Here is a 24,465-nt window from a genome sequence, read left to right as displayed (position 1 = left end):
TGTAAATCATGGATAAGCGGACAAAAACGCAGAACGGGTATGTATCCAAAAATGATGATTTGCAACTGGATGGACAATTTCCCCCAGCCATCCACTTGCTGTGCCAAACCATTGTCCAATTCGTTTATGTACAGGCAACAGGCGACTGGACAGGTCGACCGTTGGGGTCTCATTCTGATCAAATTGAATTAGTAAGGATTGAAGAATAAACAACCAGTAATCAATCAAAGTAGAAAACCATTTCCTCCACCTGTAAATCGTAGATTCATCTGCTGCCACCGTCAGGTGGGCTGTTTGGAAAATGGTTTCCTCGATGACATCTGCAGCGTATCGTTTATATGGGATCATTAAGTCAGGAAGCTCGTGGTGAATCTTGTTGCACTGCTGGCAACGCAGCCTCCTGATGATAAACGTTCTGGCCATGCCTCTCTCATCTTTTAACTTTCTCTCCCTTGAACCAATGACCTTGAAGTCCTGATGATTACAACAGGGACAAGGAACCTTTTCTGCACATTTAATAAAAAACGCTTTTATCGGCGGATTCCACTATGATATAATCATTTACAACAATCATATTGTTTGAGGGACGTCTCCCTTGAACCAATGACCTTGAAGTCCTGATGATTACAACAGGGACAAGGAACCTTTTCTGCACATTTAATAAAAAACGCTTTTATCGGCGGATTCCACTATGATATAATCATTTACAACAATCATATTGTTTGAGGGACGTCTTCCGTCGCGCCACTGGTAATGGCCGGCATAATGGAAGGCGTCTTTTCCTTTCTTCAGGGTGATTAAGGACATTATATCCGTCAATCCCCGGACAAACAATACCGTCAACATATGGACGTTTTTAGACAGCATTAACATATTACTATATTTACTATGTATCAAACTTATACTGCGTGATTGATTATTATAGCTTTTTTTGGTAGATGGTGGTGGAGCTGTCATGGAAGCTTTTCTGAAAAATTGTTGCTATTGAAGGCTATTTTATCCATATCCGTCTTTTCGTAGTAGGATTGGAGCGGAAATCTATTACAATTAAGAAAGCCGCAATCTTTGCGCAAACAACCATTGAATATGAAGTATGGAGGTAGATATCAATGAAAACAATCGGGTTAATAGGCGGAATGAGCTGGGAATCCTCATCAGAATACTATAGGCATATAAATGAAACGGTCAAAGCTCAATTAGGAGGGCTTCACTCTGCTAAATGCATTCTCTATAGTGTGGATTTTGAAGAAATTGAAAGGTATCAGGCGCAGGGTGAATGGGAAAAAGCAGCTTGCATTTTAAAAGAAGCGGCAGAGTCTCTCGAGAAGGCAGGGGCTGACTTTCTCATCCTATGTACCAATACGATGCACAAGGTTTTTGAGGATATCTCAGACAGCGTCAATATTCCCTTTCTGCATATTGCGGACGCAGCTTCATCCCAAATAAGAAATGAAGGATTCGACACAGTCGGACTTCTTGGCACACGCTATACAATGGAGCAGGATTTTTACAGAGACCGCATGCTGGTAAATGGGGTTAATGTGATTGTACCCGGAAGAGAGGACAGAGAAAGAATTAATACTATTATATTTGAAGAATTATGTGTTGGTGAAATTAAGGATTCATCAAGGGACTTTTTCCAAAAGGTGATGAATGAGCTAAATAGAAATGGAACTGAAGGAATCGTTTTGGGATGTACAGAGATTGGGCTTCTCATCAAAGATGACGAGTGGGAGGTCCCTATCTATGATACTGCTGCCATTCATGCGGAAGCGGCTGTCAAAAAAGCTTTACAGGATTAAGCAGAATCGTGCACCTGGTACAAATAGGCTGTTTTATACCAGGTACCCTAATCATCTTAGATTCTGCCTATTAACTTTGGGTCCCTTGAAATGCCGGAGTGTCCCGGAATCCAGTTCGCAGGTATGCCTTGACCTGTTTCACGTCCATATTGTATACCTTGTAGAAGCCTTAAGATTTCATAAACATTGCGGCCTACTTCCATTGGATTGACAAGTTTAGTAACTATGATTCCTTCGGGGTCGATAATGATGGTTGCTCTTAAAGCCGCCCCGCTTTTCACATTCAAAACCCGATATGCCCGTGATATCTCTTGTGTTCTATCACTTACGAGAGGATACATTACTTTTGAAAGTGAAGGCGAAACTTCACTGAACACCTTATGGGCATATACACTGTCGGTGCTGATAGCAAGCACTTCAGCGTTTAAAGATTGAAATTCAGGGTAGATAGCAGCGACCGCTGCTAGTTCAGTAGGTCATACAAATGTAAAATCACTTCCGTAAAAAAACAGGATCACCCATTTTCCCCGGAGTTGATTCAACGAAATATTCTTAATTGATTTATCGGAATTAAAGAAAGCCTCTGCTGAAAACAATGGTGCAGGGTCTGATGTCTGTGCACAAAAATACCGATCTTCATTGTGATTTCTGCTGTGGTCCATTTCCTCACCTCTTTTCTATAAGTTAGATGATGTTAATATACTATTCAAGAAGGATTTTTTTAGAATAGATGGATCATTGAGAACAAAGTCAGAACAAGCGGGTTAGAACTGATCAATAGGTGACTTTTAATTCAGTTTTTTAAAATATATTGGTAAAAGTGAAACTTTTTAATGGTAAGTTTCGTTATGTTATAAGGGGTGGTTTTGGTTCCAACACCCTTAGAAATAATTAAGATTGAGCGTGAAACCAAATGAATGTATATATGCTAATCGCTGTTTGTCTCCTTTCATACGGGTTTGGAGGCCTGAATGGAGCTTATTATTTAACCGGATATTATATTAAAGACGACATCCGCCGCTATGGAAGCGGAAATGTCGGAGCTACAAATGCAGGAAGAATACTTGGAAAGAAAGGTTTTATATTGACGGTCATCTTGGATGTATCAAAAGTAATGGCAGCGATGACGATTGCTTTTTGGATCACCGAAAATGATGTCATTTCCATGTCCCTGAGTGCGTTTTTCCTGCTTATTGGACATATCTTTCCTCTGCAGCTTGGATTCAGGGGTGGAAAAGGGGTAGTTGTCTTTTTGGCAAACTCTCTTTTTTTGGTCCCGCTCAGCATTCTTATATGTGGAATGATTATGGGGATCAGCTTTTTTTTGTTAAAGGACTACAAGAAGGCAGGTTTTCTATCAATGCTGTCTATACCCGTATCTGCTTTTCTGCTAAGTGCTCCATCCCAATATTCGACAGCTTTACTGATTATGCTTTTTATAGTCTTGCTAGTACATAAAAAATCACCATTGCCGCAACTTCATAACCAGCACCATTAGGAGGTCTGAGAATGAAAACTGATTCTCTTCACTTTAAGATAGCAAACGACATAGAAGAATTTAACCAGATTCATAGAATGAATTATGAAACTTTTGTAAATAAAATTCCGCAGCATGAAAGAAACCCGGAACGGATGCTCGTTGACCGTTTTCATAACGAAAATACATATATTATAGCAAAAAAAGGGAGTGAGCTGATTGGGATGATTGCGGTCAGGGGGAATAGACCTTTCTCTTTGGATCAAAAACTTCCTAATATCCATACATATTTGCCAGAAGGGGGGAGCCCCTGTGAAATTCGCTTACTCTCTGTACACAAGGATTACCGCAGCAGTATCGTGTTTTATAAACTGGTAGAGAGAGCGGTATCTCACTGTTTGAGGAATGGATATAACCTTGCTCTTATTTCCGGAACTGTGAGGCAGCTCAAATTATATAAACGAATAGGCTTTGAAACATTTGGTCCTCTTACAGGTGAAAACGAAGCGCGTTTTCAGCCTATGTTTATCACTAAGGAGAATTTTGAAGGGGCAACCAAAGCATTCAGCAGGCTGATGCACAGGGAGGATTCCCAAAGGAAGGTAATGAATTTCCTTCCCGGACCTGTGCCTGTGAAAAAAGAAGTAGAAATAGCATTTTCTAAGGAAGCAGTCTCCCATAGATCGACGGATTTTATGAACCAGATCAGTGACGTGAAAAGCAGGCTGAAGGAAATGACGGGTGCGCCAAATGTTCAAGTGCTAGTCGGGACGGGCACTCTGTCTAATGATCTTGTTGCCGCTCAATTGCATCGCCAGGGGGGCAGGGGTTTAATTCTTGCGAATGGGGAATTTGGCTTGCGTCTCGTTGACCATGCCCGTCGGATGGACCTTCACTATGATGTGATAGCCAAAGGCTGGATTGAAGAGATTACTTTGGAGGAAGTAGATGAGTTCCTTCATTATGAGCCTGATATCAGGTGGTTATGGTTGGTGCATTGTGAAACCTCAACAGGATATCTGTTCGATTTGGAAGGGTTTAAACGGCTCTGCAATAAACATGGGGTCAATTTATGTGTGGATGCTTGCAGTTCAGCTGGAAGCACACCGTTGAATTTAAACGGCGTTTTTATGGCAACTACTGTAAGCGGGAAAGCTTTTGGTTCCTACCCTGGACTGGCGGTAGTCTTTCACCGCGAAGAGGTAGAGGCGGATAATTCTTTGCCGCGTTATTTAGATCTCGGTATGTATCAAGAGAATAATAGTGTTCCTTATACGCATTCTTCTAACCTCGTAGCGGCCTTTCATACTGCCTTATTGGAAATGGACCCTTATAGCAAGGCCAGGCTGAATTATGAAGTAAGGCGGACGTTAGAGAGGTCGGGTATTTCTTGCCTTGGAGATGGCACCTATTCTCCGGGGATCATTACCATTCCTTTGCCGGAGGATATCTCATCAAGAGGGTTTGGTGATAATCTCAAAAAGAAAAAAATTCTTATCAGCTATGAAAGTGACTATTTACTTAAAAGAAATTGGGTTCAAATCGCATTAATGGGCGAATATAAATTAAACGAAGTGATGATGGCTTTGGATAAATTTAAAGAAGATTATAAGGAACAAACAGCCAGTGAGGCAGCGGTCCTGTGAAAATTCCGCAGGTGTCTGCTGCCGGTAAGATCACTTCAATTAGACTAGTAATCATAGCTGTTATAGCAATTTGGATAAAAACGGTATTTGTTTTATTCTTAGGATTCGATTTGAAAATTACTTCAGCTGTTGAAGTTCCTTTCATCATGTTGAGCCCTATTGGGTCGCTGCTCCTCTTGTTCGGTTTCAGTTTCTATTTCACGAAAACTGTAAAACCTCTTTTCTTCTGGACAGCCTGGGCAGCCGCCAATGCCTTATTATACGGAGACTTGCTTTATTATAGATTTTATACCGATTTTGTCACTCTGCCCATCTTATTTCAGTTCGATAATGTAGGTGGATTGGGCCCGAGTACTCTTGAATTGATGAGCCCTTGGGATCTGCTGCTATTTATTGATTTATTTATACTTCCTTGGATAATGATAACAAGGACAAAAAAGGGAACTGTTATTACCGCCAAGACAAAGGGATTATACGTTGCTGCGGGAGTTGTGCTCGTATTATTTACAGTCGGTACCGGATTGTTCCGCTCACCATATCTATTTGCAGCTTCCTATGACCGTGACGGCATGGTTAAGGCTCTGGGTCCCTATAACTATCATCTGTATGATTTTGCACTTGGGGCGGTGACTCCTTTTAATCGATCACTAGCCACTAAGGCTGATGCACTGCCTCCTTTAGATTACCTTAAGAGCAAGGAAGGTGCTTCAACTGATTTATTTGGGGCTGCGAGAGGAAAAAATGTGATTCTGATTAGTATGGAATCGACTCAAAATTTTGTAATCAACCGGGATAATAATGGAGAGGAAATTACTCCATTTTTAAACGACCTGATAGAAGATAGCTTTTATTTCAGCCGTGTGTATGATCAGACAGCGCAGGGAAAGACATCCGATTCAGAATTTATGATTGATACGGGATTATACCCTCTAGCAAGCGGATCGGTATTTGTTCAAAAGCCGGAAAATACTTATTACAGCCTTCCTCACATTTTAAAGGAAAAGGACTATTATTCAACTGTTTTTCATGGTAACGAAAGAACCTTTTGGAACCGTGAAAATATGTATAGTGCTTTGGGGTATGACCGGTTTTATTCAGAACGTGACTATAAGGTTACTGAGGAAAACTCAGTGAACTATGGAATAAAAGATATTGAGTTCTTCAATCAAACAGCAGAAAAGCTTGAGGAACTTCCTCAGCCATTTTATTCAAGACTGATTACTTTAACGAATCATTTCCCATTCCTTCTTGAAGAAGAAGATAAATTTATTAAAGAAGCGGATACCGAAGTGGATGTTGTCAATCGTTATATAACCACTGTACGGTACCAGGATGAAGCAATTAAGAAGCTATTTCAGGATTTGAAAGATAAAGGACTATATGAAAATACAATGTTCGTCCTTTACGGTGACCATTATGGTATTTCCGAGAAGTTTGAAGAGGGAATTTTCGAAATGCTGGGGAAAGAGGTGTCCCCTGTCAACCATGTTTCATTACAGCAAGTGCCTTTGATTATTCACATACCTGGACAGGAAGGGGAAATAGTCAGCAGGGCAGGCGGCGAGATAGATATCCGTCCTACCATCCTTCACTTGTTGGGGATCAATACGGAAAATAAGCTCTCTTTTGGACACGTATTATTTAACAGAAATGAGGATCACCCAGTTATATTCCGTGACGGAAGTTTTGTTGCAAAAGATATTACATTCAACGATGGAGTTTGTTATGAAAACACTAGTGAAGCAATAGTACCTGCCAAATGTATCCCTTATGAGGAAACTGTCCGCCAGGAGCTTGAGCTTTCCGACGACATCATTTATGGGGATCTATTAAGGTTCTTAGAATAAGTGATATCCCCTGTAAGAGCTATTGGAGTTAGATTCATCGGAATCGGATCTCCTAATCTCAAAAGAAAAGAGAATATAGAACAGGGAAGAAACCCATATTATGCTAAAACACCTTTTGTAATAAGCAAAAGGTGTTTTAGCATACAGGAATAATATAAGTTATTAAATTGGGTCCATCCTTCAATTTAGATTCTATATAACTTGCTGTTTTCAGCCAGCGGCAACCCTGAAGTAAATGCAGTAAAGTACTATAAATTATTCTATTTCTCTACCAGAAGACATAAACTGTACAAGCTGTCTTAAAAAGGTGGAGAGGTTCCTTGAGCATCAGTATTCTTTTCAGTTATGTATTATTAGGCTTGACCTTAGCGGCCCCGATAGGCCCAGTGAATTCAGCACGACTGGATAAAGGAATTAAGAATGGATTCTGGCATGCGTGGATAGTGGGTGCAGGCTCCATGATAGCTGATGCAGTATTCATGCTGCTGGTGTATGTGGGGATGGTCCGCTTTCTCGATATTCCTGCTGTTCAAATATTTCTTTGGTTATTTGGTGGATTTGTACTGATTTACTCCGGTATAGAAAGTATGACCAGCATGAAGTCATTCTCTATAGAAAGTGTCAGGAAAAGAGACTCGCTGACCAAGTGTTTTTTTATTGGCTTTCTAATGTCCATATCGAGTCCGCTCTCAATCCTTTTCTGGCTTGGTATATATGGATCTATCCTGGCGAAAACGGCATCCGAGAATGGGACAGGAGATCTTTTGATTTACAGCAGTATGATTTTTCTTGGGCTGACTATCTGGGATATATTTGTTGCGCTGCTCACTACCTCTTTAAAAAAGTATTTTAATTCCAATATCTTAATTATTATATCGGTTCTATCAGGCCTGTCCTTGCTGTGTTTCGGCAGTTACTTTGGTTTTCAGGGCATAAAGGCCTTGTTCGGTTAAGGCTCTTTTTGTAAACTTTTCTGCTGTTTTAAAATTCACTTCAAAAGATAACTGCTTTAATCTGGTAAACCATTGAACTGCTCCTCGTTTAGAGAGAGAAAACTTATAGTACCCTTATAAAAATTCGGCTCATGGAATTTTTCCAAAAGCAACAATATAAACGAAACCAAACTTTGTTAAAGAGCACTGTGCTTGTGCTGGTGATCAATCTATTAGGCGTTCACCTTTCCCGGATTGTAGTATAATAAAGATATTCTGTAAGTAAGGGTGAATTAGGATGAAGCCGATAGGAATACTGCCTGAGAAAATTTCTCTGCTAAATGCATTAAATAGTATAGGAGAAAACATTATAATTGCGGATCTGGACTATACCGTTTGCTGGATGAATAATTATGCCGCAGGATTGATGACTGAACTTGCCCCATTGTTTGGTTTGAATTCTGCAGAAGATATGATTGGACTGAATATGAGCGCATTTCACCATACGCCTTCCCGCCAAAAAGAGGTTATGGATGAGCTTACAGAAATACACAGGGCTCGAATTTCGATTCGGGATAAATTTGCAGCTGATATTGTCGTGACCCCTATCAAAAACGAGAAAGCTTATATTGATGGTTATGTCGTTATGCTTATGGATGTAACGACACAAGCTATAGAGGAAGAAGAAAGGGAGAAACTGATCAAATCGCTGTCAGTGCCGATAATTCAAGTCTGGGAAAAGACAATTGCTTTACCGCTGATCGGACATTTTGATAATGATCGAGCGGAAAGCATGATTGCTTCTGTCTTGCATGAATGTGCGCTCAAAAAAATTGAATATGTGCTGGTAGACTTAAGCGGAATATATGAACTGGATATGAATATTAAATTTCATATACAAAAGCTTTGTGATTGTCTGAGCCTCATAGGTTCACAATGTGTAATAGCCGGTATTACCCCGGAATTTGCTTTAGCTGCAGGAGATTTATCAGGAGAACTGCCCATTTTTAGGAATGCTCATGCCGGCCTGAAATATGTCATAGAGAAGATAAATTAATTTTTTTTCGAAAGAAAGTGGTGTTTTCCTTTCATATCTTCCGCTAACCTGTTATGATAATAAGGAATTATTTTTGTTCGGTATGTAAGAAAGAAAGAGAATGAAATCTTTAATTCTGAATACCCTGAGAGCAAGGATAGTATTAATAATGTGTGAAACGCACTAGGAGGCAACAAACATGGAAAAAGGTACAGTAAAATGGTTCAACGCAGAAAAAGGTTTCGGATTCATCGAAGTTGAAGGTGGAGAAGACGTATTCGTACATTTCTCAGCTATTCAAGGCGAAGGTTTCAAATCTCTTGACGAAGGTCAAGCAGTAACATTTGACATCGAGCAAGGTCAACGCGGACCTCAAGCTGCAAACGTAAATAAAGCATAATTAGAAAACTTAGTGAAAGTCTTTCGAGCCAGCAGGCATACCTGCTGGCTTTTTTATATAGGATTTTACCTTGTGAGAAGCGGGCATATTTGAATACTGCAAATGCAAGGAGAAAAAGGGAGGAACGATAAGTTAATGAATATAAAATAAGGGGTATGAAAGTTTTTATCAGTCTCTTACCGTAAGCATTGTTGCTATTTGAGATGAATTTCGTAAGATTATGCCATTATTTACAGGAAATATATAGTGTTGCAATAAGAAATGAGCTGCTTTCCGTATAGAGGAAGTATCTTCAGCAACAATATAAGCGAAAACCGTCTAATTTAAAAAAGAAGGTGACAGTTGAAGCCCTGAAGTAATCCCGGAGACAGGCTGAAAATGGATATAACTTAGATATTTTCGTAATGTCCTTCATGTTTTACTAATCCTGATATCGGAAAAAAGTTCAAAAGGAGGTATGGGTATGGGGGAACTTTGGAATTTACTGAAGCAGGGGAATAGGTCTGCTCTTCTAGCGACGATTATTAATGCTGTAATTTCAGTTGCAAAAGGGGTGGCTTATACTCTTACAGGCAATGTTGCCATGTTTGCTGAAACGCTTCACAGTATAGGAGATTCAGCCAACCAGTTTTTTGTCTTTATTGGTTCCGCATTAAGCAAAAAGTCACCAACTCCCCGCTTTCCAAACGGGTTCGGAAGATTGGTTAACCTTGTATTGCTGGCAGCGGTGCTGATCGTGGGTATTATGGCGTATGAGACAATTATCGAGGGGTATCATCATATACTTCATCCCCAAGAGTCCAAAGGCTTCATAATAAGTATCGTTGTTTTATCACTTGCTGTCATACTTGAAGCCTTTGTATTGTTTAAAGCAATGAAAGAGACCCTCCATGAGGTCGGAATCGAGGCGAACGGCTTTGATATCATTACTAAAAGCGTTGCAAACGTCAATAAGGCTAAAGCGGCAACAAAGCTTGTATTCTTAGAGGATGCAGTTGCAACAGGAGGAGGGGTGCTGGCCCTTGCTGCCATCATCATTTCTCATTTCACGCCGTATCATCAGGCAGAAGGGATTGCTTCTATCATTATCGGCTTAATGATGTTCATCGTAGTCGGAAAGACATTTTTGGACAATGCTGCAGGGGTACTGGGAGAAGCAGATTTATCTCTGAAAAGTGTGATTGGTGATCTTGCTTTTAGTGATCCGGGAGTTAAGGATGTCCAGGAAATTGCAGTCCTGAAAGAGGGAGATGAATATCATGTTGAACTAATTGTGGAAGTAGATTCCTCCATCACTGTGGCAGAGGCCGATGATATTAAAGACCGCCTGCAAGATAGGATATTAAGAGAAAATGGGGTCACAGATGTAATTATTCAATTTGATGAAGATGATAAGCATTCGAAATGGGAAGAAAGCAAGGAAAATTAAAGCAAGTATACCAGCCGTCTTGTTTAAGGCGGCTTTTTACTGTGGGTTCCTATTAGATAAAAAGAAAATGAAAAAGCGGTCCTTCCTATGGTTTTAAATGATACAGGGGGCTGGGAGGCTGCATGAACCAGCAGTAAAATTACGCGGTTTTTTCTATATAAGATTATGCTTTAAGGTTCCCTTTGCTTAACTGAAACTTTAATGGCACGTGTAGAATAGAATTACAATTCGGAATTTGTCTTAATAAAGAAAAAGACTTATTAAAATGAGACAAGATATTGATAGTAAAAGCATTGTTTCGAAATTTTTAATTTTTTTGTAAAATATGAAACTTTCAAGTATTCTCTCTCGTATACATACTATACCCTCAAGCGGATAAGCAAAAGAGGGGAAATACATAGGGAGGGCTATAAAAATGGAGTTATTTGGTGTACTTATGATTTTGATACCTGTGCTGGTTGTTGCAGCGATAGCAGGGGTTGCATACTTTTTTTGGGTGAGGTTCCGTTATCGCACCGCGAAGTCCAATCAAGCTTTAATCATTACAGGTCCAAGATTGGGTGATCCGGAAAAAGAAACGAATATTTTTACAGACGATGAAGGACGATCCATGAAGATTATCCGTGGAGGGGGTTACCGTTTAAGAAGGTTCCAGACATCCACTCCGGTAAACCTGACATCTTTTCAGTTGAAGCTGGCTACGCCGAGGGTTTATACCAATGGAGGGGTGCCAATCGTTGCTGATGCAGTGGCAATGGTTAAGGTAGCGGATTCACTGAATGGCATAGCTAATTATGCAGAGCAATTCCTGGGAAAAGACCAAGAAGAAATTGAATCTGAAATCATTGAAGTATTGGGAAGTAACCTGCGGGCAATCCTTTCGAAGATGACTGTGGAGGATATCAACAGCGATCGAGAAAAATTTAATGCAGATGTGGCGGAAATCGCCCAGAAACAATTGGATTTGATGGGTTTCAAAATCACTTCTCTTGGATTGACAGACTTAAGGGATGCTGATGAAGAGAATGGATACTTAGAAAACCTGGGGCGCCCGAGGATAGCGGAAGTCCGGAAACTGGCTGAAATTGCAGAAGCTGAGAACGACCGCGAAACAAGAATCCACAGAGCGCAAACCGACCAGCAGACAAAAGAAGAGGAATATAAGCGGCAGATAACCATTGCTGAGAGTAAAAAAGAAAAAGATATAAAGGACGCAGCGTTCAAGGAAGAAACAGAAAGAGCACGTGCGAAATCTGAACAGTCCTATGAACTAGAGAAAGCAAAGCTGGCGAAAGAGATTAAAGAAGAGGAATTAACGCTGAAATTCCTCGAACGCGAACGTGCTGTCAAGCTGGAAGAGGAAGAAAGCAAGCTGCGTAAGACCAAGGCTGATGCAGAATACTATGAAACTACCAGAAAAGCAGAAGCGGATGCGCGCAGATCAGAAATTGACGGGGAAGCCAAAGCTAAAATCCGCAGAGAAGAAGGTTCTGCAGAAGCAGATGTCATCCGTGAACGCGGTAAAGCTGAAGCAGAATCCAGAAAATTGCTGGCTGAAGCGATGGAAAAGCACGGAGATGTCATTATTACCGAGAAACTCATCGAAATGCTGCCGTTGTTTGCTGAGAAGATTGCACAGCCGCTGAATAACATAGATTCTGTTAAGATCATTGATTCTGGAAATGGAAATGGAATCCCCTCATTCGGTAAAAGTATTACAAAAACGATGGTTGATATGCAGGAACCGTTAAAAGAAATGACAGGTATTGATGTCGGTGAATTGCTCAAGTCCTATGCCAATAGATCGAACACGAACCATTCACAGCAATATTCAGGCGGCGGAACTGCCCTTGCATCAGCGCCTGAAGATACCCCTCATGAAAGAGAGCCAGAGTCAGCAACAGAGGAAAGAGAGGAGAAATAATCATAAAGGGCGCATCCTGTATTATGGATGCGCTCTTTATAATAGTCTTGAAAACCCCTAGGCAGCCGGGGATTCCAGAGAACTTATAGCGTGGTATAAAGTACCCTCTTACTATAGAATAAGCCGCCGGTTCCCTTTCACTTCATGCTATTCCAGTAGGAGGGGCAGGTATTCTTGCGATGGGTATTAATAAAGCTAAAATAAGCGGAGTTTTTCCGGTTAAACATCAGATTTGCATGTGATTTGGGGTATATAAGCGGAATTTTTCCGCTTAAGCACAGCGAAACGAATCATTTTCTCATCTTTTACACAAATAAGCGGAAATTCTCCGCTTATTCTAGCTGTTTTTTCGTGCTATGACTTAAATAAGCGGAATTTCTCCGCTTATTTCTCCACGTTTTTACAGCCGGAATAAAATAGACAGAGAAGATTATTCATAGTGCCTTTTAGGCAGAGGCTGGTCAGGAAGGCTTCCTGAAGCAGAGCAAACTACCAGTTTAAACTGGGGGTTTTGTTTTAATAAGATGGGCTAAGTAATCTGAACTAAGTGGAGTACTAGAAGTTACAAATAACAACGGAAAAGAATTTTTCTTGAGAATCAAATTTGCAAATAGAATGAACAAAGAAAACCCAATAATTATATAGAATCTGAATTTCAGAATTTTTAATATGTTATCATAGAGAGAGTATTTATAAAAGGGAGATTATCATGGAATTCGTTATACATAGTGAGACACTAAAAAAAGCTTTAAACATTGTCAGCCGGGTGGTTTCTGGAAACCCATCGGTTCCAGTCATGTCCGGTTTCAAATTAGAAGGAGTTAAAGATAGGCTGATTGTTACGGGAGGAGATTCGGACATCAGCATTATAAAAACCATAGACTTGAAAGACAGCCCTCAAGAAAAAATGGTAGAACAGGGTTCACTTGTTGTTCCAGCAAAGTACTTTCATGAGCTTATCAAGAAGATGCCGGTTAACAGCCTGATCACAATCAGAAAATACAATAAGCAGATTTTCATTAAATGCGGTGACATAGAAACAACATTAAGCGGTTTGAATGAAGAGGACTACCCCGCCGCTGCAGATGTACCTTCTGGAGATGGAATAAAAGTCAAGGGCAGTCTGCTGATTGAAATGATAAAGGAAACACAATTTGCTGCTGCTAAATCGGAGACACGTGCGGTGTTGACTGGTGTAAATTGGGTATTTGGAGAAGGCGAATTGACCATGATAGCTACTAATTCACAAAGGCTGGCTATGAGAAAGGCTTCTTTGAAAACCAACTTGACTGGCTCATTTATCCTGCCCATTAAAGCTTTGACGGAACTTGTTCATGTCATTGATAAACACGACTTTATACGAATTTTCTCCACTGAAAGCATGATGACCTTTCAATCAGAGGGCTTGTCTCTCCACTCTCGCCTGATAACAGGAAACTACCCTGATATCAGCAGGATTATTCCTGAAGAGGCCGTAACTGAGGTGGTTGTTCCGAGACTTAGATTTCTCGAAGGAATAGAAAGGGCTAATCTGCTTGCATCTCAATGGAAACATAATAATGTGACTCTAGCGTTAAATATGGACGAAAAGATCCGATTGACTTCAAGTACATCTGAAATAGGTCAAATCAATGAGAAGCTGGATACAGTTGAAGTAGAAGGAGATAGGAATTTTAAGATATCTTTTGATGGGAAATTCCTCGCAGAGGCGCTAAAATCGATTCAGGACGACCTGGTAACACTAAGTTTCGGGGGAAGCCTTAGGCCGATTATCATTAAGCCATACAATAAAAAAAACACGATTCATTTGGTGTCCCCTGTGAGAGCTTCGTCATAACAATACCTTTAGATAAAGAAATTAAAGGAGATAAGTATGAAACAAGAGAAAATAAAATCCAAGGTAATCATAGTATGTTCAATAATTATGAGCCTTTGTGCGCTAATAACTCTCTTTTTTGATGAAAGTCCTTTGACGGGCTATGCTTTTTGCATTGGGTTTCTCACTTCTGCCGTGTTTTCGATTGCACTGATTGTTGAGGAGTAATAACAAGACAGAAGGCACCAACTCCGAGTGTATTTCCCACGATATCGTGCATCAGAACTTAGTAGTTTGCTTTTAAGAACTTCCTTTATAGGGAAGTTTTTTTATTTATCACCTTTCTATTATCTCCTTGAAATTTTCTTTTCCACTGAGCATTAACGCTGTTATTAAAAATGGCTGAAAGTAAATTGAACTTGCTCCAAAACTATCTCCCAGCTATTAAAAAAATATAAAAATTCTTTAAGATATTATTTACTATCAACATTTATAGAACAGCAATTAACTAAAAAACGAGTTCCCTATCACTATTGAAGATGTTTGACTTCCTTCAGAAAAGGATAATTAGCAATTAAGATAATAAAAATACGAAACCAAAAAAATAATCATTTGAATCTGGTTGACCCAAAATAATTAAGGCGGTGTATTGGAATGACTAACATTAAACGAGACAAAGTGAACGTAGGTGATTGGGTTAGAGGTTTTGCAAAGAATGGGGCTTTGATCCAAGGGTATATGGAGAACATCGATCCCATCGATCCATTGTTCAAAATCAGAGTGATTGACAGTGATGACAAAGACTTGATTGGATATACACTCAATATGGATGACAGTCTCATGGAAAAGATGAAGCCCACGAGTACGCTAACAGAACCACAGCTTCACTTTTTAATCGATATAGCGCTGGAAACCAATGACAAGGAATGGTTCTTAGAGCTGACAAGCGCCCTGAATAAATTCAACCGGAATACTGCCAATAACATTTCTCAGGAATTTATTGAATTTTCAATTGAGCGTTAACTCTTATGGATGAAACATATCAAGAAAGAACAGGACTGTTAAAGTGAAAGACCTGGAAAAGATTGCAGTACAATAGTAGAAATGTTAGGTGCAGAAGAGGCAGCCAAGGAAGGGCTGATTAAGCAGGAAAAACCAGGGGATATTGAAGTTAGGGTGCAAGGCAGGCCAGTTAAAAGTGATACAGATTACAAAATTTATTTTGAAGCCTTTCATGATGTTGGAACAGCTCTCAATCATAGCGAAATTGTATTGCTTCCTGATGAAGTCCCCGGGTTTACTTTAGCTTTATGAAAGAATGATATCCCGAGATCGGCTCTTCATGATTATTGGATGTTTGCAGAGTCTGCCATCAAATACTTACACGTACAGTCAGTTGAAAAGCCTGAATCCTTTGCAAAAAGAATGGCGGAAGTGTTAAAGGTTTAGAGGAATTAAGAGCATGGAACTCTGCTTATAAATAGCAGGAAAGAGCGGTCCGGTGTTTGCCGGGCTGCTCTTTTTAATGGTCTTAAAACCGCTTGCTAATCCTGGACCCCGTGGAACTTATAGCTTGGTATTAGGTTAACCCTCTTTATAATAGGGTAAAAATGGTCTACCGATTATTTCCTTCTGCCAATGTAGAAGGATTTCTGTAATTGACATAAACTATCCTAATGAGAAACCATATATAACCTAAATAAGCGGAAATTTTCTGCTTTAGTTTGGAATATTGAACCATCCTCCTATCTATTAGGTGAATAAGGGAAGTTATTCTTTCTCATTTGGATATATAATAAGAGGCAATACTCAGCTTATTTCTCATAAGAATTTTACAGTGAAAAAAGTCTTAATTACAGACTCTTTTCGTTAAAACTATTTGCTACTCTATATGATATTCGAAAATTTCTGCCATAAATGAGCGGAAATAACCTGATAAGCAAGAAAGAAAAGTGATGATCTCCCTGGTCAGAGAGAAAAATCTTGGTAGCCGGGATATCAGAAAGCAAAAAGAAATGCGAAAACAACTTTTAAGAAAGGGACATCCTTTTTACATTAGATTCATTTAAGTACATCTAAAGCACCATTCTTTCTGGCGGATTACTATTATAATGCATCTTATAGTAAGCTTAATGAGAGTCGGCGAGGAGCTGCTTTACCTTCAAACTGCCGGATAGGAGAGAAATGACAATGGTTAGGAATAAATATATTGGAATCGCAATGGTCTTTTTGTCCTTTTTAATAGGAGGGTGCAGCCTTACCGAAAATCAATCATTTAAGACTACTCAAGATTCTTTGCTGACAATAGAAGAAACAATAGCCAAAGAAGAAGGAAAAGAAGTTACAGCTCAAGGGTACATCATAGGACAGCCGGTTTCTGATAGCACTGTCATGGGAGAGGGGTTTTCAAACGATTACGCAGTGGCTATTGCTGATGATAAGGAAGAGAAGGATCCGCGGAACATGATTTTTGTGCAAATCACGGCTGAATTCCGGGAATCCTTCGGCTTACAGAGTAACCCTTCTTTAGTGGGTAAAAAGATCACAGTGACCGGGCAGCGTGAAAGCTATTTCGCCCATCCAGGCCTGAAAACCATTTCTTCCATTGAATTAACATCAACTGAAGAAAATCCTGAAAGAGGAAATGATGAAGAAGAGACGGCTGACCCGCCTGAAATTAATGATTCCTATTATGAATCGGCATCTGGGAAGACAGGGGAAGAGTTGAAGGATGTGCTCCATGAGATTATAGACGACCACAGGACACTTTCCTATGATGAAGTCTGGGATGCCTTGAGGAAAACTGACGAAGATCCTAACAACTCAGAAAATGTACTATTATTTTACACAGGACGCTCCCAATCAAAATTCTTGAATGGCGGAGGTGCCGATGAGTGGAACCGGGAACACGTGTGGGCAAAGTCTCATGGAAGATTTGGGACTGCTAAAGGAGCGGGAACTGATCTGCATCATTTGCGCCCGACTGACACGACCGTCAATTCTTCGAGAAGCAATCTTGATTTTGACAATGGGGGAAGTCCTCATAAAGAAGCAGAAGGTAATTTCTCTGACAATGATTCCTGGGAACCAAGGGATGAAGTAAAAGGGGATACAGCCCGCATGTTATTTTACATGGCTCTGAGGTACGAGGGAGATGACGGCGAACTGGATTTAGAGTTGAATGACAAAGTCGAGAATGGGTCTAATCCTTTTCATGGAAAGGTTTCTGTTTTATTGGAATGGCACAGTATGGATCCTGTAGATGAAAGGGAAAGGAAAAGAAATAACTTAATTTATGAAGAATATCAAGGTAACAGGAATCCTTTCATCGATCATCCTGAATGGGCAGAAATGATATGGTGAATAAAACATAGAAAGCGAAAGCACCCTGTATAGTCCCAACAGGTAAATTTTTCTATAAAAAGGTGGTTTTCCTTTTATTCACCAAGGGTTAATTGACCCCGAGGGACTAAGTCCGTTCCAGTGGGTTCGGACCGTCGGGCGCTGTAGCTGGATTCAAAACCCCTTACAACCACAACCATTAAAAAAAGGACAGCTGTAACTGCTGTCCTTTTACTATGAATTTATTAGGTTTCTTTCCATGATCGAATTTCTCCTTTTCTTCTTTTCAAGTCCATACTTCCGATTACGTCACTGCCGCATTTCCTTTCGATCGTCAAAAGAAGCTCATCCCAAGCTTCAGAAAAAGGGAGGAACGGAACTGGACATACTTTTGAATAGCTGCCCTTTTTTGCATGGATCTCCATTATAGGAGATCCGCTCATTTTTCCTTTTCGAACTTCACGGATGTGATCAAAGTCAATTTTATGCCGTGTGATCCCTATTACTTTAAGGACGAAATATTTCTCTGTAACGATGACTCGCTGGCTTTTTATGGAAAGATAAATAAGTGAACATACCACTATATAAAGAAGGCTCTGCATCAGAAAAAAAGTCCATTGAACCAGGGTTTCATTAAGTATAAAGCTTAAGGCACTGCCGCCGGCCAAGAGGATTACGTAGCCGATGGCCATCAGTGTGATGACACCTTTCGTATTAGGGAAATAAACTTTGACGACCCGCACTTTAGTCACACCTTTGTTAAGAAGATATCCGTGGCATATTGATGTATTAATGCAGTGATCAAAAAGGTTTATATTGTACCATAACCCAATAAACCTTGAAAAAACATAAAAGGTTGAAAAATAATCACTATTTTTTTACATAATATACTGAAAGTGAATTAGGGTCTATACATAATGTGACCGCATATGTGTCAGAAATGGGAACGTTAAACAGAAAAAAAGCTTGCAGTTCAACTGCAAGCTGAAAGGAGACCGGTACCCGGTCTCCTTTTGGTGTATTATTATTCGATGTGAGTCCACTTATAAGAGTAGTCAGCACCAAATGAATGACGATACAAGTCTTTAACATACTCTCTTTGCAGGTATGCAGAACCATCTTGGAACATTGGGCTGATAGCCTGCTCTTCCATAAGAATTTGTTCTGCCTCCAGTAAAGCTTCCCAGCGTTTTTCCGGGTCTTCAAGAAGAGTTGTTTGAGCATCGTTAATTAATTGATCGTACTTCTCATTAGAGAAGCCTGTTTGGTTATTAGAGCTTCCCGTTACGAACATATCCAGGAAAGTCATTGGATCTGGATAATCCGGGCCCCAGCCAGCATAGGAGAAGTCATAGTCTCCTCTTTGCTCAACTTCCAGCTTTTGCTTGAATGGCTGTTGAGAAATAGTGATAGAAAGACCTTCTAAAGTACCTTCAAGCTGCTCTTTCAAGTATTCACCGACTTTACGGGAATTTTCACTGTCATAGTTCAACAGTTCAAGTTCAGCTGTTTCGATACTTAGTTCATCTTTAGCTGTATTCCAAAGTTTAGCAGCTTCTTCAGGGTTAAATTCCCCAAGTTGCCCGTTAGTGTCACGGAAATCATCGCCGTCAGGTCCGGTTACGAAGTCATCTGGAACCAGGTAGTAGGCAGGAATGGATCCATCATTTAGAAGGACTTGTACTAGACCTTCTTTATCCCAAGCCATGTCGAATGCTTTTCGGGCATTCTTATTAGAAAGTACTTCATTTTCCTGGTTAAGGCGAAGGAAGAAAGTAGAAGTACGAAGCTGTGTATTGAAGTTTGGATCTTCTTGGTATGAATCTACATATTGTTCAGACAATACGGCAACGTCCGTCTCGTTTGTTTCATATAGATTCACTCGTGTAGAAGTATCTTTAACAATGTTAAAGTTAATTTCTTCAAGTTTTACAACATCTGCTTCCCAGTAGTCAGCATTTTTCTTCATTTGGAAGCTTTGTTCATGTTTCCAATCAGATAAAACAAAAGGACCATTGTAGATGGCATTTTCAAACTCAAGGCCATACTGATCTCCTTGCTCTTCTACAAATGCTTGATTCTGAGGAAGGAACGTTGCGAATGTCAGCAGCGATTTAAAGTAAGGGACAATTGTTTCCAATTCCACTTGAAGTGTTTTATCATCAATTGCCGTGATTCCTGCTTCATCAAGAGGAAGCTCACCATTGTTAACTTTCTCAGCATTCTTAATGTCAAACATGATATACGCATATTCTGATCCAGTATCAGGATTTAGTGCTTTTTTCCAAGCATATTCAAAATCCTGAGCTGTGACAGCCTCACCGTTAGACCATTTCGCATCACGTAATTTGAACGTGTATGTCTTGCCATCTTCGGAAACTTCAGGTTCTTCAGCAGCCATACCTAACACAGGTTCATCATCTTCACCTAATCGGTAAAGACCTTCAAATACATTATTCATAACGTTAAATGAAACTGAATCTGTTCCAAGTGTAGAATCCAGGGAAGGAATTTCTGAGCTTTCCAGCAAGTTCAGAACTTGCTCATCTTTACCGCCGCCAGTATCGGCAGTACCATTGTCGTTGTTATTACCGCCGCCGCATGCTGTTAGAAAAGCACTTAAAACAAGCAGGATAGACAGTAATATTATGGACTGTTTCTTCATGTAAACGTAACCACCTATCTGTTTTATTTTATGTATCCCCTTTCTTAGGGACCAGTTTCAATGTTAATCAAAGATTTTCACAAATGCAACAATTAAACCTTATATTGAAATAATTGTTTTATTGCTAAGTGTGTTAAAATGGACAATATTTTGAAGATTTACTAAATTTAATTACTATTTCAATATAGGGACAAGACTGTGAGAAAGGGTTAAAAAAAGTTTGCCCGGAATGCACATATTTATGCATTTGCCCAATGAAATGATTAAAATTATTGAATTAGAAAACGACGATTTATGAGGATGAAAGGGAAAAAAAGCTTTTGCTTTTGCATCAGGCGGATACCGTGCTATATCTTTAGGTCAAATAAAGCCGGCGATAGCTGACTCTACTCCCCGTTAGAATGAACAGATTCTACCCCTTATATAAAAAATGAGCTTATAACTAATTGACAGACTCTTGTGAATGTTATATAGTTAGATTACAAGTTGAATAGTTTCTCCTTAAAGGGGAGTAGCTTTTACAGCAAAGTCGTCATTTCAGAGTGAAAACTCTCGGCTTTGTTGGCAGCAGAAATGTTGTTAGCAAGACCTTTACCTCGTTGGTACAGGTCTTTATTTATGTTTATAAAGCCTTTACCACACTGTTGGTAAAGGCTTTTTTTGTTGAAAAAAAGTCTTAGGAGATACATTTGCGACTAAAGCAGGAAGGGAGGGAGCTTTATGAAAAAAGGTCAACTGACAATAGATGAACTTGTGAAAATAAATAAGGAAGAGCTTCTAAAAGATAAGGTGAAGATCGAAAAGATTGAATTGCGTTTGGAAGAAAAATATATGAAGAATTAGATTCAGGATTCTATGGAGGTGAAAGGATTGCTGTTAAGAAAATATATGTCTCTTATGGGTGTCGGTGCTGCAAAGATTGACCTGCAGCTGCCTAAAGAAAACTATTGTTCCGGGGAAACCGTTAAAGGAGTGTTCCAAATCGAAGGAGGTACGGTGGACCAGAGGATAAACAGAATAGATTGTGAATTGATCAGGATTGACAAGGTTGCCAAGACAGAAAGCCTGATCGATTCAACAACAATCTTAACTTCTACAGTCATCAATGCTGAAGAGGAATCTGAGAGGAATTTCACCTTCAAGATACCGGAGAATCTGCCTCATTCAACAAACACAATCGTCTATCAGTTCAGAACAAGGCTTTCATTTAATAAAGGCATGGAAAGTAAAGATCAGGATATTATTACCGTCAGTCAAATGAGCGGCTGACTTGAAGAATAGAGGAGGAGATAGTAAATGGAATGGGCTTTATTAATGGAGTATTTATGGGTGCTGCTGCTGCTGATTGGAATTGAGGGTCTTCTTGCAGCAGACAATGCCTTAGTGTTGGCCATAATGGTCAAGCATCTGCCTGAGGAGCAAAGGAAAAAGGCATTATTTTATGGTCTGGCAGGTGCCTTTGTATTCAGGTTCGGATCCCTATTCGCCATCAGCTTTCTTGTGAATGTATGGCAGGTTCAGGCTATCGGGGCTCTTTATCTTCTATTTATTGCGGCTAATCATATTTTCAGGAAGCTCGTCGTAAAAAAGCAAGAGGGAACAGATCTTAAAAAAGAAAAAAATCCTTCAGGGTTCTGGTCGACTGTCTTTAAAGTGGAGCTTGCTGACATAGCCTTTGCTGTAGATTCGATACTGGCAGCCGTTGCCCTTGCTGTAGTACTTCCAGATACATCGCTGCCTCAGATAGGTGGTTTGGATGGAGGTAAATTTCTCGTCATCTTCGCAGGAGGATTAATAGGCTTGGTCATTATGAGATTCGCTGCTGGATTCTTCGTTAAATTGCTGCAAAGAAAACCTGGGCTGGAAATCGCTGCTTTCTTGATTGTTGGCTGGGTTGGGGTTAAGTTATCGGTATACACGCTATCACATCCTGCATTAGGAGTCCTGAGCGAGAGTTTTGCTAAATCGCCAGAATGGAAAATAACCTTCTATGCAGTGCTGCTTCTTATCGCTGCAGGAGGATGGTTTCTTTCTAAAGAAAAAGAGCCCGCAGAGAATACTCACTTGAAAAACAGCATAGATGTTGAAGGATAATAAGAGAAGACCGGCATAGTAAATATGCCGGTCTTTTAGTACCCTGAACGCTGATAGGTTATGCAGGTTGCAGGTGAGACGGTTTCTTTGTTAAGGTCTGTTGACAAAGCAGCTTTAGCCGAGCGAACGCTGCTTTGCGGAGTATTGCCCATTCTCTTTCTAAATTCTGAAATAGTTCATACAACCTATCACCGAAAAACCCGTTTCAACTAAGTCTTAAAGTATCTGACTAAGAGTCTGGTGCCAATCCAAACAGTCAGTAGATATTGTCTCTTACTCGGTATCGCTGACTTTAACCAGCTGTTTACCCAGATTATTCCCTTGGAACAAACCGAGAAAGGCTTCAGGTATATTGTCAAACCCTTCTGTAATAGTCTCTTCATAAGAAAGTCTGCCTTCTGATAACCATTTGCCTAATTGAGAAGCACCTTCCTTAAAACGGTCTGCATAATCATTGACTACATATCCTTTCATTAAGGCGCTGGACTTAATGAGGACTGTCTGGACACGATTTCCTATATCCCCTTCTGTGCTGTTATAAGCTGAAATAGCTCCGCAAACAGGGACACGGGCAAACTTATTGAGAAGGCTGAGTGCAGCATCGCCGATTTCTCCGCCGACATTTTCAAAATAAACATCAATTCCATCTGGGCAGGCTTCCTTCAATGCGTCCTTGATGTTTCCGCAAGTTTTATAGTTGATAGCTTTATCGAATCCAAGCTTTTCAGTTAAATACTCAACCTTTTCGTCAGACCCTGCAATCCCTACTACATAAGCGCCTTTTATCTTCGCGATTTGTCCTGCAGCAGAGCCGACTGCACCGGCAGCACCCGAAATGACTACAGTTTCCCCTTCTTTAGGCTGACCTATATCCGTCAAGCCAAAATAAGCAGTCAGACCAGTCATCCCAAGGATTCCAAGGTAGGAAGATAAAGGGGCTAAAGAAGGATCCACTTTTCGTACTTCTTTTTCTGAAGCGATACAATATTCTTGCCAAGGAAGGATCCCGATTACGTAATCTCCTTCTGAAAATCGGCTTGAATTGGATTTGACAACCTGAGAGATGGCACCTCCCTCAATAGGTTCTCCCAATTGAAAGGGCTCAACGTACGATTTTGCATTCGACATCCTCCCTCTCATATATGGATCTACTGAAAGATAGATCGTTTTCAAGAGTACTTGGTTATTTTCCGGTTCAGGAACAGGTACCTCCTCATACTGAAAATCATTCCTTTCCGGTTTCCCATGCGGTCGTGAGGCTAAGCTGACACGTTTACTTTTTTCGGGGATCATAAAACTCCTCCTCATTCATATTAGTATCTTCTTAAATAAAGGTAGCATAAGAGTCATTGCTTTTGGAAAGGTACTGCTCATTAGCTATTCAAAATGAACCGAAAGAAGGAATTTTCAAGATATTAACAAATTAAAGCCCTTCAAGATGCCTTTATTCACGCTGAGATTTCCGGAATGGTTATTAATCTATCCACTCAAGAAGAGATCCATTAGGCAGACATGAAAGAGGAGGAGAGAATGAATTTTACGTTGGAAGCAGCCGTAAAAATGAGAGAGACATTATTTATATATGATGCAATATTACTTCAATGACTTTTCAGAATTAAATGGGGCGGATATAGTCGGGGATGGGAGGTTTGGTGAATATCCTTACCTGGACCATTATTGGGAAGAAAAAGTCAAGCACCCTTTTATTTTGAAGTATGAGGATAAGTATGCGGAGTTAGCTTTTGTCAGGAAAATAGAGCAAGGAAATAAACTATATTACTCGATTACGGAATTTTTTGTGATGTAGAAGTATAGGCGATCGGGGCTGGGAAAGGATCTTTTAATAAAAATTGAAAACCTGGCGAAGGAAAAAGGGTGCTGTTTGGTGAGCCAGGATACGTTCAGTTGTCAGGCTCCTGAATTTTACAAAAGTCAGGGATACAAGGTTTTTGGAACAGTCGATGATTTTCCTAAAGGTGAACGTCAATTTTATCAGAGAAGCACCTGTAAAATTGAATTGGCAATTTTTCTGAGAATAAGTTCCTGATTATAGCA

24 protein-coding genes and 1 pseudogene are annotated in these 24,465 nt (G+C 40.0%); 19 read left to right on the top strand and 6 right to left on the bottom strand.

Annotated features, from left to right (window positions below):
• Positions 1-6: 6 nt before the first annotated feature.
• Both FZC79_RS00470 and FZC79_RS00465 read right to left on the bottom strand, forming a co-directional pair.
• Entirely contained in the window at positions 7-519 is a 513-nt protein-coding gene (locus tag FZC79_RS00470; protein ID WP_286365351.1) for a DUF6431 domain-containing protein, read from the bottom strand.
• Between the two features lie 138 nt (positions 520-657).
• A complete protein-coding gene (locus FZC79_RS00465) occupies positions 658-897 on the bottom strand; it encodes a hypothetical protein (RefSeq protein ID WP_215727422.1) in 240 nt (79 codons plus the stop codon).
• A gap of 212 nt (positions 898-1,109) precedes the next feature.
• On the opposite strand from FZC79_RS00465, the gene FZC79_RS00460 reads away from it, so the two are divergent.
• Positions 1,110-1,802 (top strand): aspartate/glutamate racemase family protein, encoded by a 693-nt coding sequence (locus FZC79_RS00460; protein ID WP_148944950.1) that lies wholly within the window; start codon positions 1,110-1,112, stop codon positions 1,800-1,802.
• Positions 1,803-1,858: 56 nt separating this feature from the next.
• On the opposite strand, the gene FZC79_RS23515 is transcribed toward FZC79_RS00460, so the two are convergent.
• Positions 1,859-2,464, bottom strand: coding sequence for a peroxiredoxin (locus FZC79_RS23515; RefSeq protein ID WP_252183211.1), 606 nt, complete (start codon positions 2,462-2,464; stop codon positions 1,859-1,861).
• Positions 2,465-2,715: 251 nt separating this feature from the next.
• Between FZC79_RS23515 and FZC79_RS00445 the strand changes: the two genes are divergently transcribed.
• From FZC79_RS00445 to FZC79_RS00385, 13 genes are all read left to right on the top strand, one after another.
• A complete protein-coding gene (locus tag FZC79_RS00445; protein ID WP_148944947.1) occupies positions 2,716-3,300 on the top strand; it encodes a glycerol-3-phosphate acyltransferase in 585 nt (194 codons plus the stop codon).
• An 11-nt stretch (positions 3,301-3,311) separates the two neighbouring features.
• Positions 3,312-4,925: an aminotransferase class V-fold PLP-dependent enzyme gene (locus tag FZC79_RS00440; RefSeq protein ID WP_148944946.1), complete on the top strand. Its 1,614-nt coding sequence runs from the start codon at positions 3,312-3,314 to the stop codon at positions 4,923-4,925.
• Positions 4,922-6,772 carry an LTA synthase family protein gene (locus FZC79_RS00435; RefSeq protein WP_187442593.1) on the top strand — a complete coding sequence of 617 codons (1,851 nt, stop codon included), beginning with the start codon at positions 4,922-4,924 and terminating at the stop codon, positions 6,770-6,772. Before FZC79_RS00440 ends, FZC79_RS00435 begins: the two co-directional genes overlap by 4 nt.
• A gap of 320 nt (positions 6,773-7,092) precedes the next feature.
• The gene (locus FZC79_RS00430; RefSeq protein ID WP_148944945.1) at positions 7,093-7,725 is read left to right on the top strand and encodes a LysE family transporter; all 633 of its coding nucleotides are present in this window, start codon (positions 7,093-7,095) and stop codon (positions 7,723-7,725) included.
• Positions 7,726-8,002: 277 nt separating this feature from the next.
• Positions 8,003-8,761, top strand: coding sequence for an RsbR, positive regulator of sigma-B (locus tag FZC79_RS00425; RefSeq protein WP_148944944.1), 759 nt, complete (start codon positions 8,003-8,005; stop codon positions 8,759-8,761).
• A gap of 178 nt (positions 8,762-8,939) precedes the next feature.
• Positions 8,940-9,140 carry a cold-shock protein gene (locus FZC79_RS00420; RefSeq protein WP_113930092.1) on the top strand — a complete coding sequence of 67 codons (201 nt, stop codon included), beginning with the start codon at positions 8,940-8,942 and terminating at the stop codon, positions 9,138-9,140.
• A 463-nt stretch (positions 9,141-9,603) separates the two neighbouring features.
• Complete coding sequence (locus FZC79_RS00415) at positions 9,604-10,569, top strand: cation diffusion facilitator family transporter (protein WP_148944943.1); 966 nt, start codon at positions 9,604-9,606, stop codon at positions 10,567-10,569.
• 415 nt (positions 10,570-10,984) lie between these two features.
• The gene (locus FZC79_RS00410) at positions 10,985-12,493 is read left to right on the top strand and encodes a flotillin family protein (RefSeq protein WP_148944942.1); all 1,509 of its coding nucleotides are present in this window, start codon (positions 10,985-10,987) and stop codon (positions 12,491-12,493) included.
• 709 nt (positions 12,494-13,202) lie between these two features.
• Positions 13,203-14,330, top strand: coding sequence for a DNA polymerase III subunit beta (gene dnaN, locus FZC79_RS00405; protein WP_148944941.1), 1,128 nt, complete (start codon positions 13,203-13,205; stop codon positions 14,328-14,330).
• Between the two features lie 633 nt (positions 14,331-14,963).
• Positions 14,964-15,332 (top strand): IDEAL domain-containing protein, encoded by a 369-nt coding sequence (locus FZC79_RS00400; protein ID WP_148944940.1) that lies wholly within the window; start codon positions 14,964-14,966, stop codon positions 15,330-15,332.
• 81 nt (positions 15,333-15,413) lie between these two features.
• Positions 15,414-15,623 (top strand): hypothetical protein, encoded by a 210-nt coding sequence (locus tag FZC79_RS00395; protein WP_148944939.1) that lies wholly within the window; start codon positions 15,414-15,416, stop codon positions 15,621-15,623.
• Between the two features lie 9 nt (positions 15,624-15,632).
• The gene (locus tag FZC79_RS23940) at positions 15,633-15,758 is read left to right on the top strand and encodes a hypothetical protein (protein WP_353733598.1); all 126 of its coding nucleotides are present in this window, start codon (positions 15,633-15,635) and stop codon (positions 15,756-15,758) included.
• A 741-nt stretch (positions 15,759-16,499) separates the two neighbouring features.
• Positions 16,500-17,672 carry an endonuclease gene (locus FZC79_RS00385; RefSeq protein ID WP_148944937.1) on the top strand — a complete coding sequence of 391 codons (1,173 nt, stop codon included), beginning with the start codon at positions 16,500-16,502 and terminating at the stop codon, positions 17,670-17,672.
• A 224-nt stretch (positions 17,673-17,896) separates the two neighbouring features.
• On the opposite strand, the gene FZC79_RS00380 is transcribed toward FZC79_RS00385, so the two are convergent.
• Together FZC79_RS00380 and FZC79_RS00375 are read right to left on the bottom strand one after the other, a co-directional pair.
• Positions 17,897-18,394 (bottom strand): hypothetical protein, encoded by a 498-nt coding sequence (locus FZC79_RS00380; protein ID WP_148944936.1) that lies wholly within the window; start codon positions 18,392-18,394, stop codon positions 17,897-17,899.
• Positions 18,395-18,675: 281 nt separating this feature from the next.
• Positions 18,676-20,316 carry a peptide ABC transporter substrate-binding protein gene (locus tag FZC79_RS00375; protein ID WP_148944935.1) on the bottom strand — a complete coding sequence of 547 codons (1,641 nt, stop codon included), beginning with the start codon at positions 20,314-20,316 and terminating at the stop codon, positions 18,676-18,678.
• 720 nt (positions 20,317-21,036) lie between these two features.
• On the opposite strand from FZC79_RS00375, the gene FZC79_RS00370 reads away from it, so the two are divergent.
• The 3 genes from FZC79_RS00370 to FZC79_RS00360 are packed head-to-tail and all read left to right on the top strand — an operon-like array spanning position 21,037 to position 22,410.
• Complete coding sequence (locus FZC79_RS00370) at positions 21,037-21,159, top strand: FbpB family small basic protein (RefSeq protein ID WP_148938977.1); 123 nt, start codon at positions 21,037-21,039, stop codon at positions 21,157-21,159.
• Positions 21,160-21,177: 18 nt separating this feature from the next.
• Positions 21,178-21,585, top strand: a complete 408-nt coding sequence (locus FZC79_RS00365) for a sporulation protein (protein ID WP_252183210.1) — start codon at positions 21,178-21,180, stop codon at positions 21,583-21,585.
• A 27-nt stretch (positions 21,586-21,612) separates the two neighbouring features.
• Positions 21,613-22,410, top strand: a complete 798-nt coding sequence (locus FZC79_RS00360; RefSeq protein ID WP_148944934.1) for a TerC family protein — start codon at positions 21,613-21,615, stop codon at positions 22,408-22,410.
• A gap of 273 nt (positions 22,411-22,683) precedes the next feature.
• Here the strand turns inward: FZC79_RS00360 and FZC79_RS00355 are convergent, their stop codons facing one another.
• Positions 22,684-23,700 carry an NADP-dependent oxidoreductase gene (locus tag FZC79_RS00355; RefSeq protein ID WP_397541122.1) on the bottom strand — a complete coding sequence of 339 codons (1,017 nt, stop codon included), beginning with the start codon at positions 23,698-23,700 and terminating at the stop codon, positions 22,684-22,686.
• A 292-nt stretch (positions 23,701-23,992) separates the two neighbouring features.
• On the opposite strand from FZC79_RS00355, the gene FZC79_RS00350 reads away from it, so the two are divergent.
• The gene (locus FZC79_RS00350; RefSeq protein WP_148944932.1) at positions 23,993-24,217 is read left to right on the top strand and encodes a hypothetical protein; all 225 of its coding nucleotides are present in this window, start codon (positions 23,993-23,995) and stop codon (positions 24,215-24,217) included.
• A gap of 12 nt (positions 24,218-24,229) precedes the next feature.
• A pseudogene (locus FZC79_RS23935) lies at positions 24,230-24,457 on the top strand (hypothetical protein); the annotation flags it as partial.
• Between the last annotated feature and the right edge of the window lie 8 nt (positions 24,458-24,465).

Origin of the sequence: Rossellomorea vietnamensis, assembly GCF_008180615.1 — a bacterium.
Classification (GTDB): Bacteria; Bacillota; Bacilli; order Bacillales; family Bacillaceae_B; genus Rossellomorea; species Rossellomorea vietnamensis_D.
Note: the sequence above shows the minus strand (reverse complement) of the source record. Positions and strands in the feature narration are given on the sequence as shown.

Coding starts and splice junctions, on each gene's coding strand:
- FZC79_RS00460 (WP_148944950.1), top strand. CDS start 1,110: ATGAAAACAATCGGGTTAATAGGCGGAATGAGCTGGGAATCCTCATCA.
- FZC79_RS00445 (WP_148944947.1), top strand. CDS start 2,716: ATGAATGTATATATGCTAATCGCTGTTTGTCTCCTTTCATACGGGTTT.
- FZC79_RS00440 (WP_148944946.1), top strand. CDS start 3,312: ATGAAAACTGATTCTCTTCACTTTAAGATAGCAAACGACATAGAAGAA.
- FZC79_RS00425 (WP_148944944.1), top strand. CDS start 8,003: ATGAAGCCGATAGGAATACTGCCTGAGAAAATTTCTCTGCTAAATGCA.
- FZC79_RS00420 (WP_113930092.1), top strand. CDS start 8,940: ATGGAAAAAGGTACAGTAAAATGGTTCAACGCAGAAAAAGGTTTCGGA.
- FZC79_RS00415 (WP_148944943.1), top strand. CDS start 9,604: ATGGGGGAACTTTGGAATTTACTGAAGCAGGGGAATAGGTCTGCTCTT.
- FZC79_RS00410 (WP_148944942.1), top strand. CDS start 10,985: ATGGAGTTATTTGGTGTACTTATGATTTTGATACCTGTGCTGGTTGTT.
- dnaN (WP_148944941.1), top strand. CDS start 13,203: ATGGAATTCGTTATACATAGTGAGACACTAAAAAAAGCTTTAAACATT.
- FZC79_RS00400 (WP_148944940.1), top strand. CDS start 14,964: ATGACTAACATTAAACGAGACAAAGTGAACGTAGGTGATTGGGTTAGA.
- FZC79_RS00395 (WP_148944939.1), top strand. CDS start 15,414: ATGTTAGGTGCAGAAGAGGCAGCCAAGGAAGGGCTGATTAAGCAGGAA.
- FZC79_RS00385 (WP_148944937.1), top strand. CDS start 16,500: ATGGTTAGGAATAAATATATTGGAATCGCAATGGTCTTTTTGTCCTTT.
- FZC79_RS00375 (WP_148944935.1), bottom strand. CDS start 20,316: ATGAAGAAACAGTCCATAATATTACTGTCTATCCTGCTTGTTTTAAGT.
- FZC79_RS00370 (WP_148938977.1), top strand. CDS start 21,037: ATGAAAAAAGGTCAACTGACAATAGATGAACTTGTGAAAATAAATAAG.
- FZC79_RS00360 (WP_148944934.1), top strand. CDS start 21,613: ATGGAATGGGCTTTATTAATGGAGTATTTATGGGTGCTGCTGCTGCTG.
- FZC79_RS00350 (WP_148944932.1), top strand. CDS start 23,993: ATGATGCAATATTACTTCAATGACTTTTCAGAATTAAATGGGGCGGAT.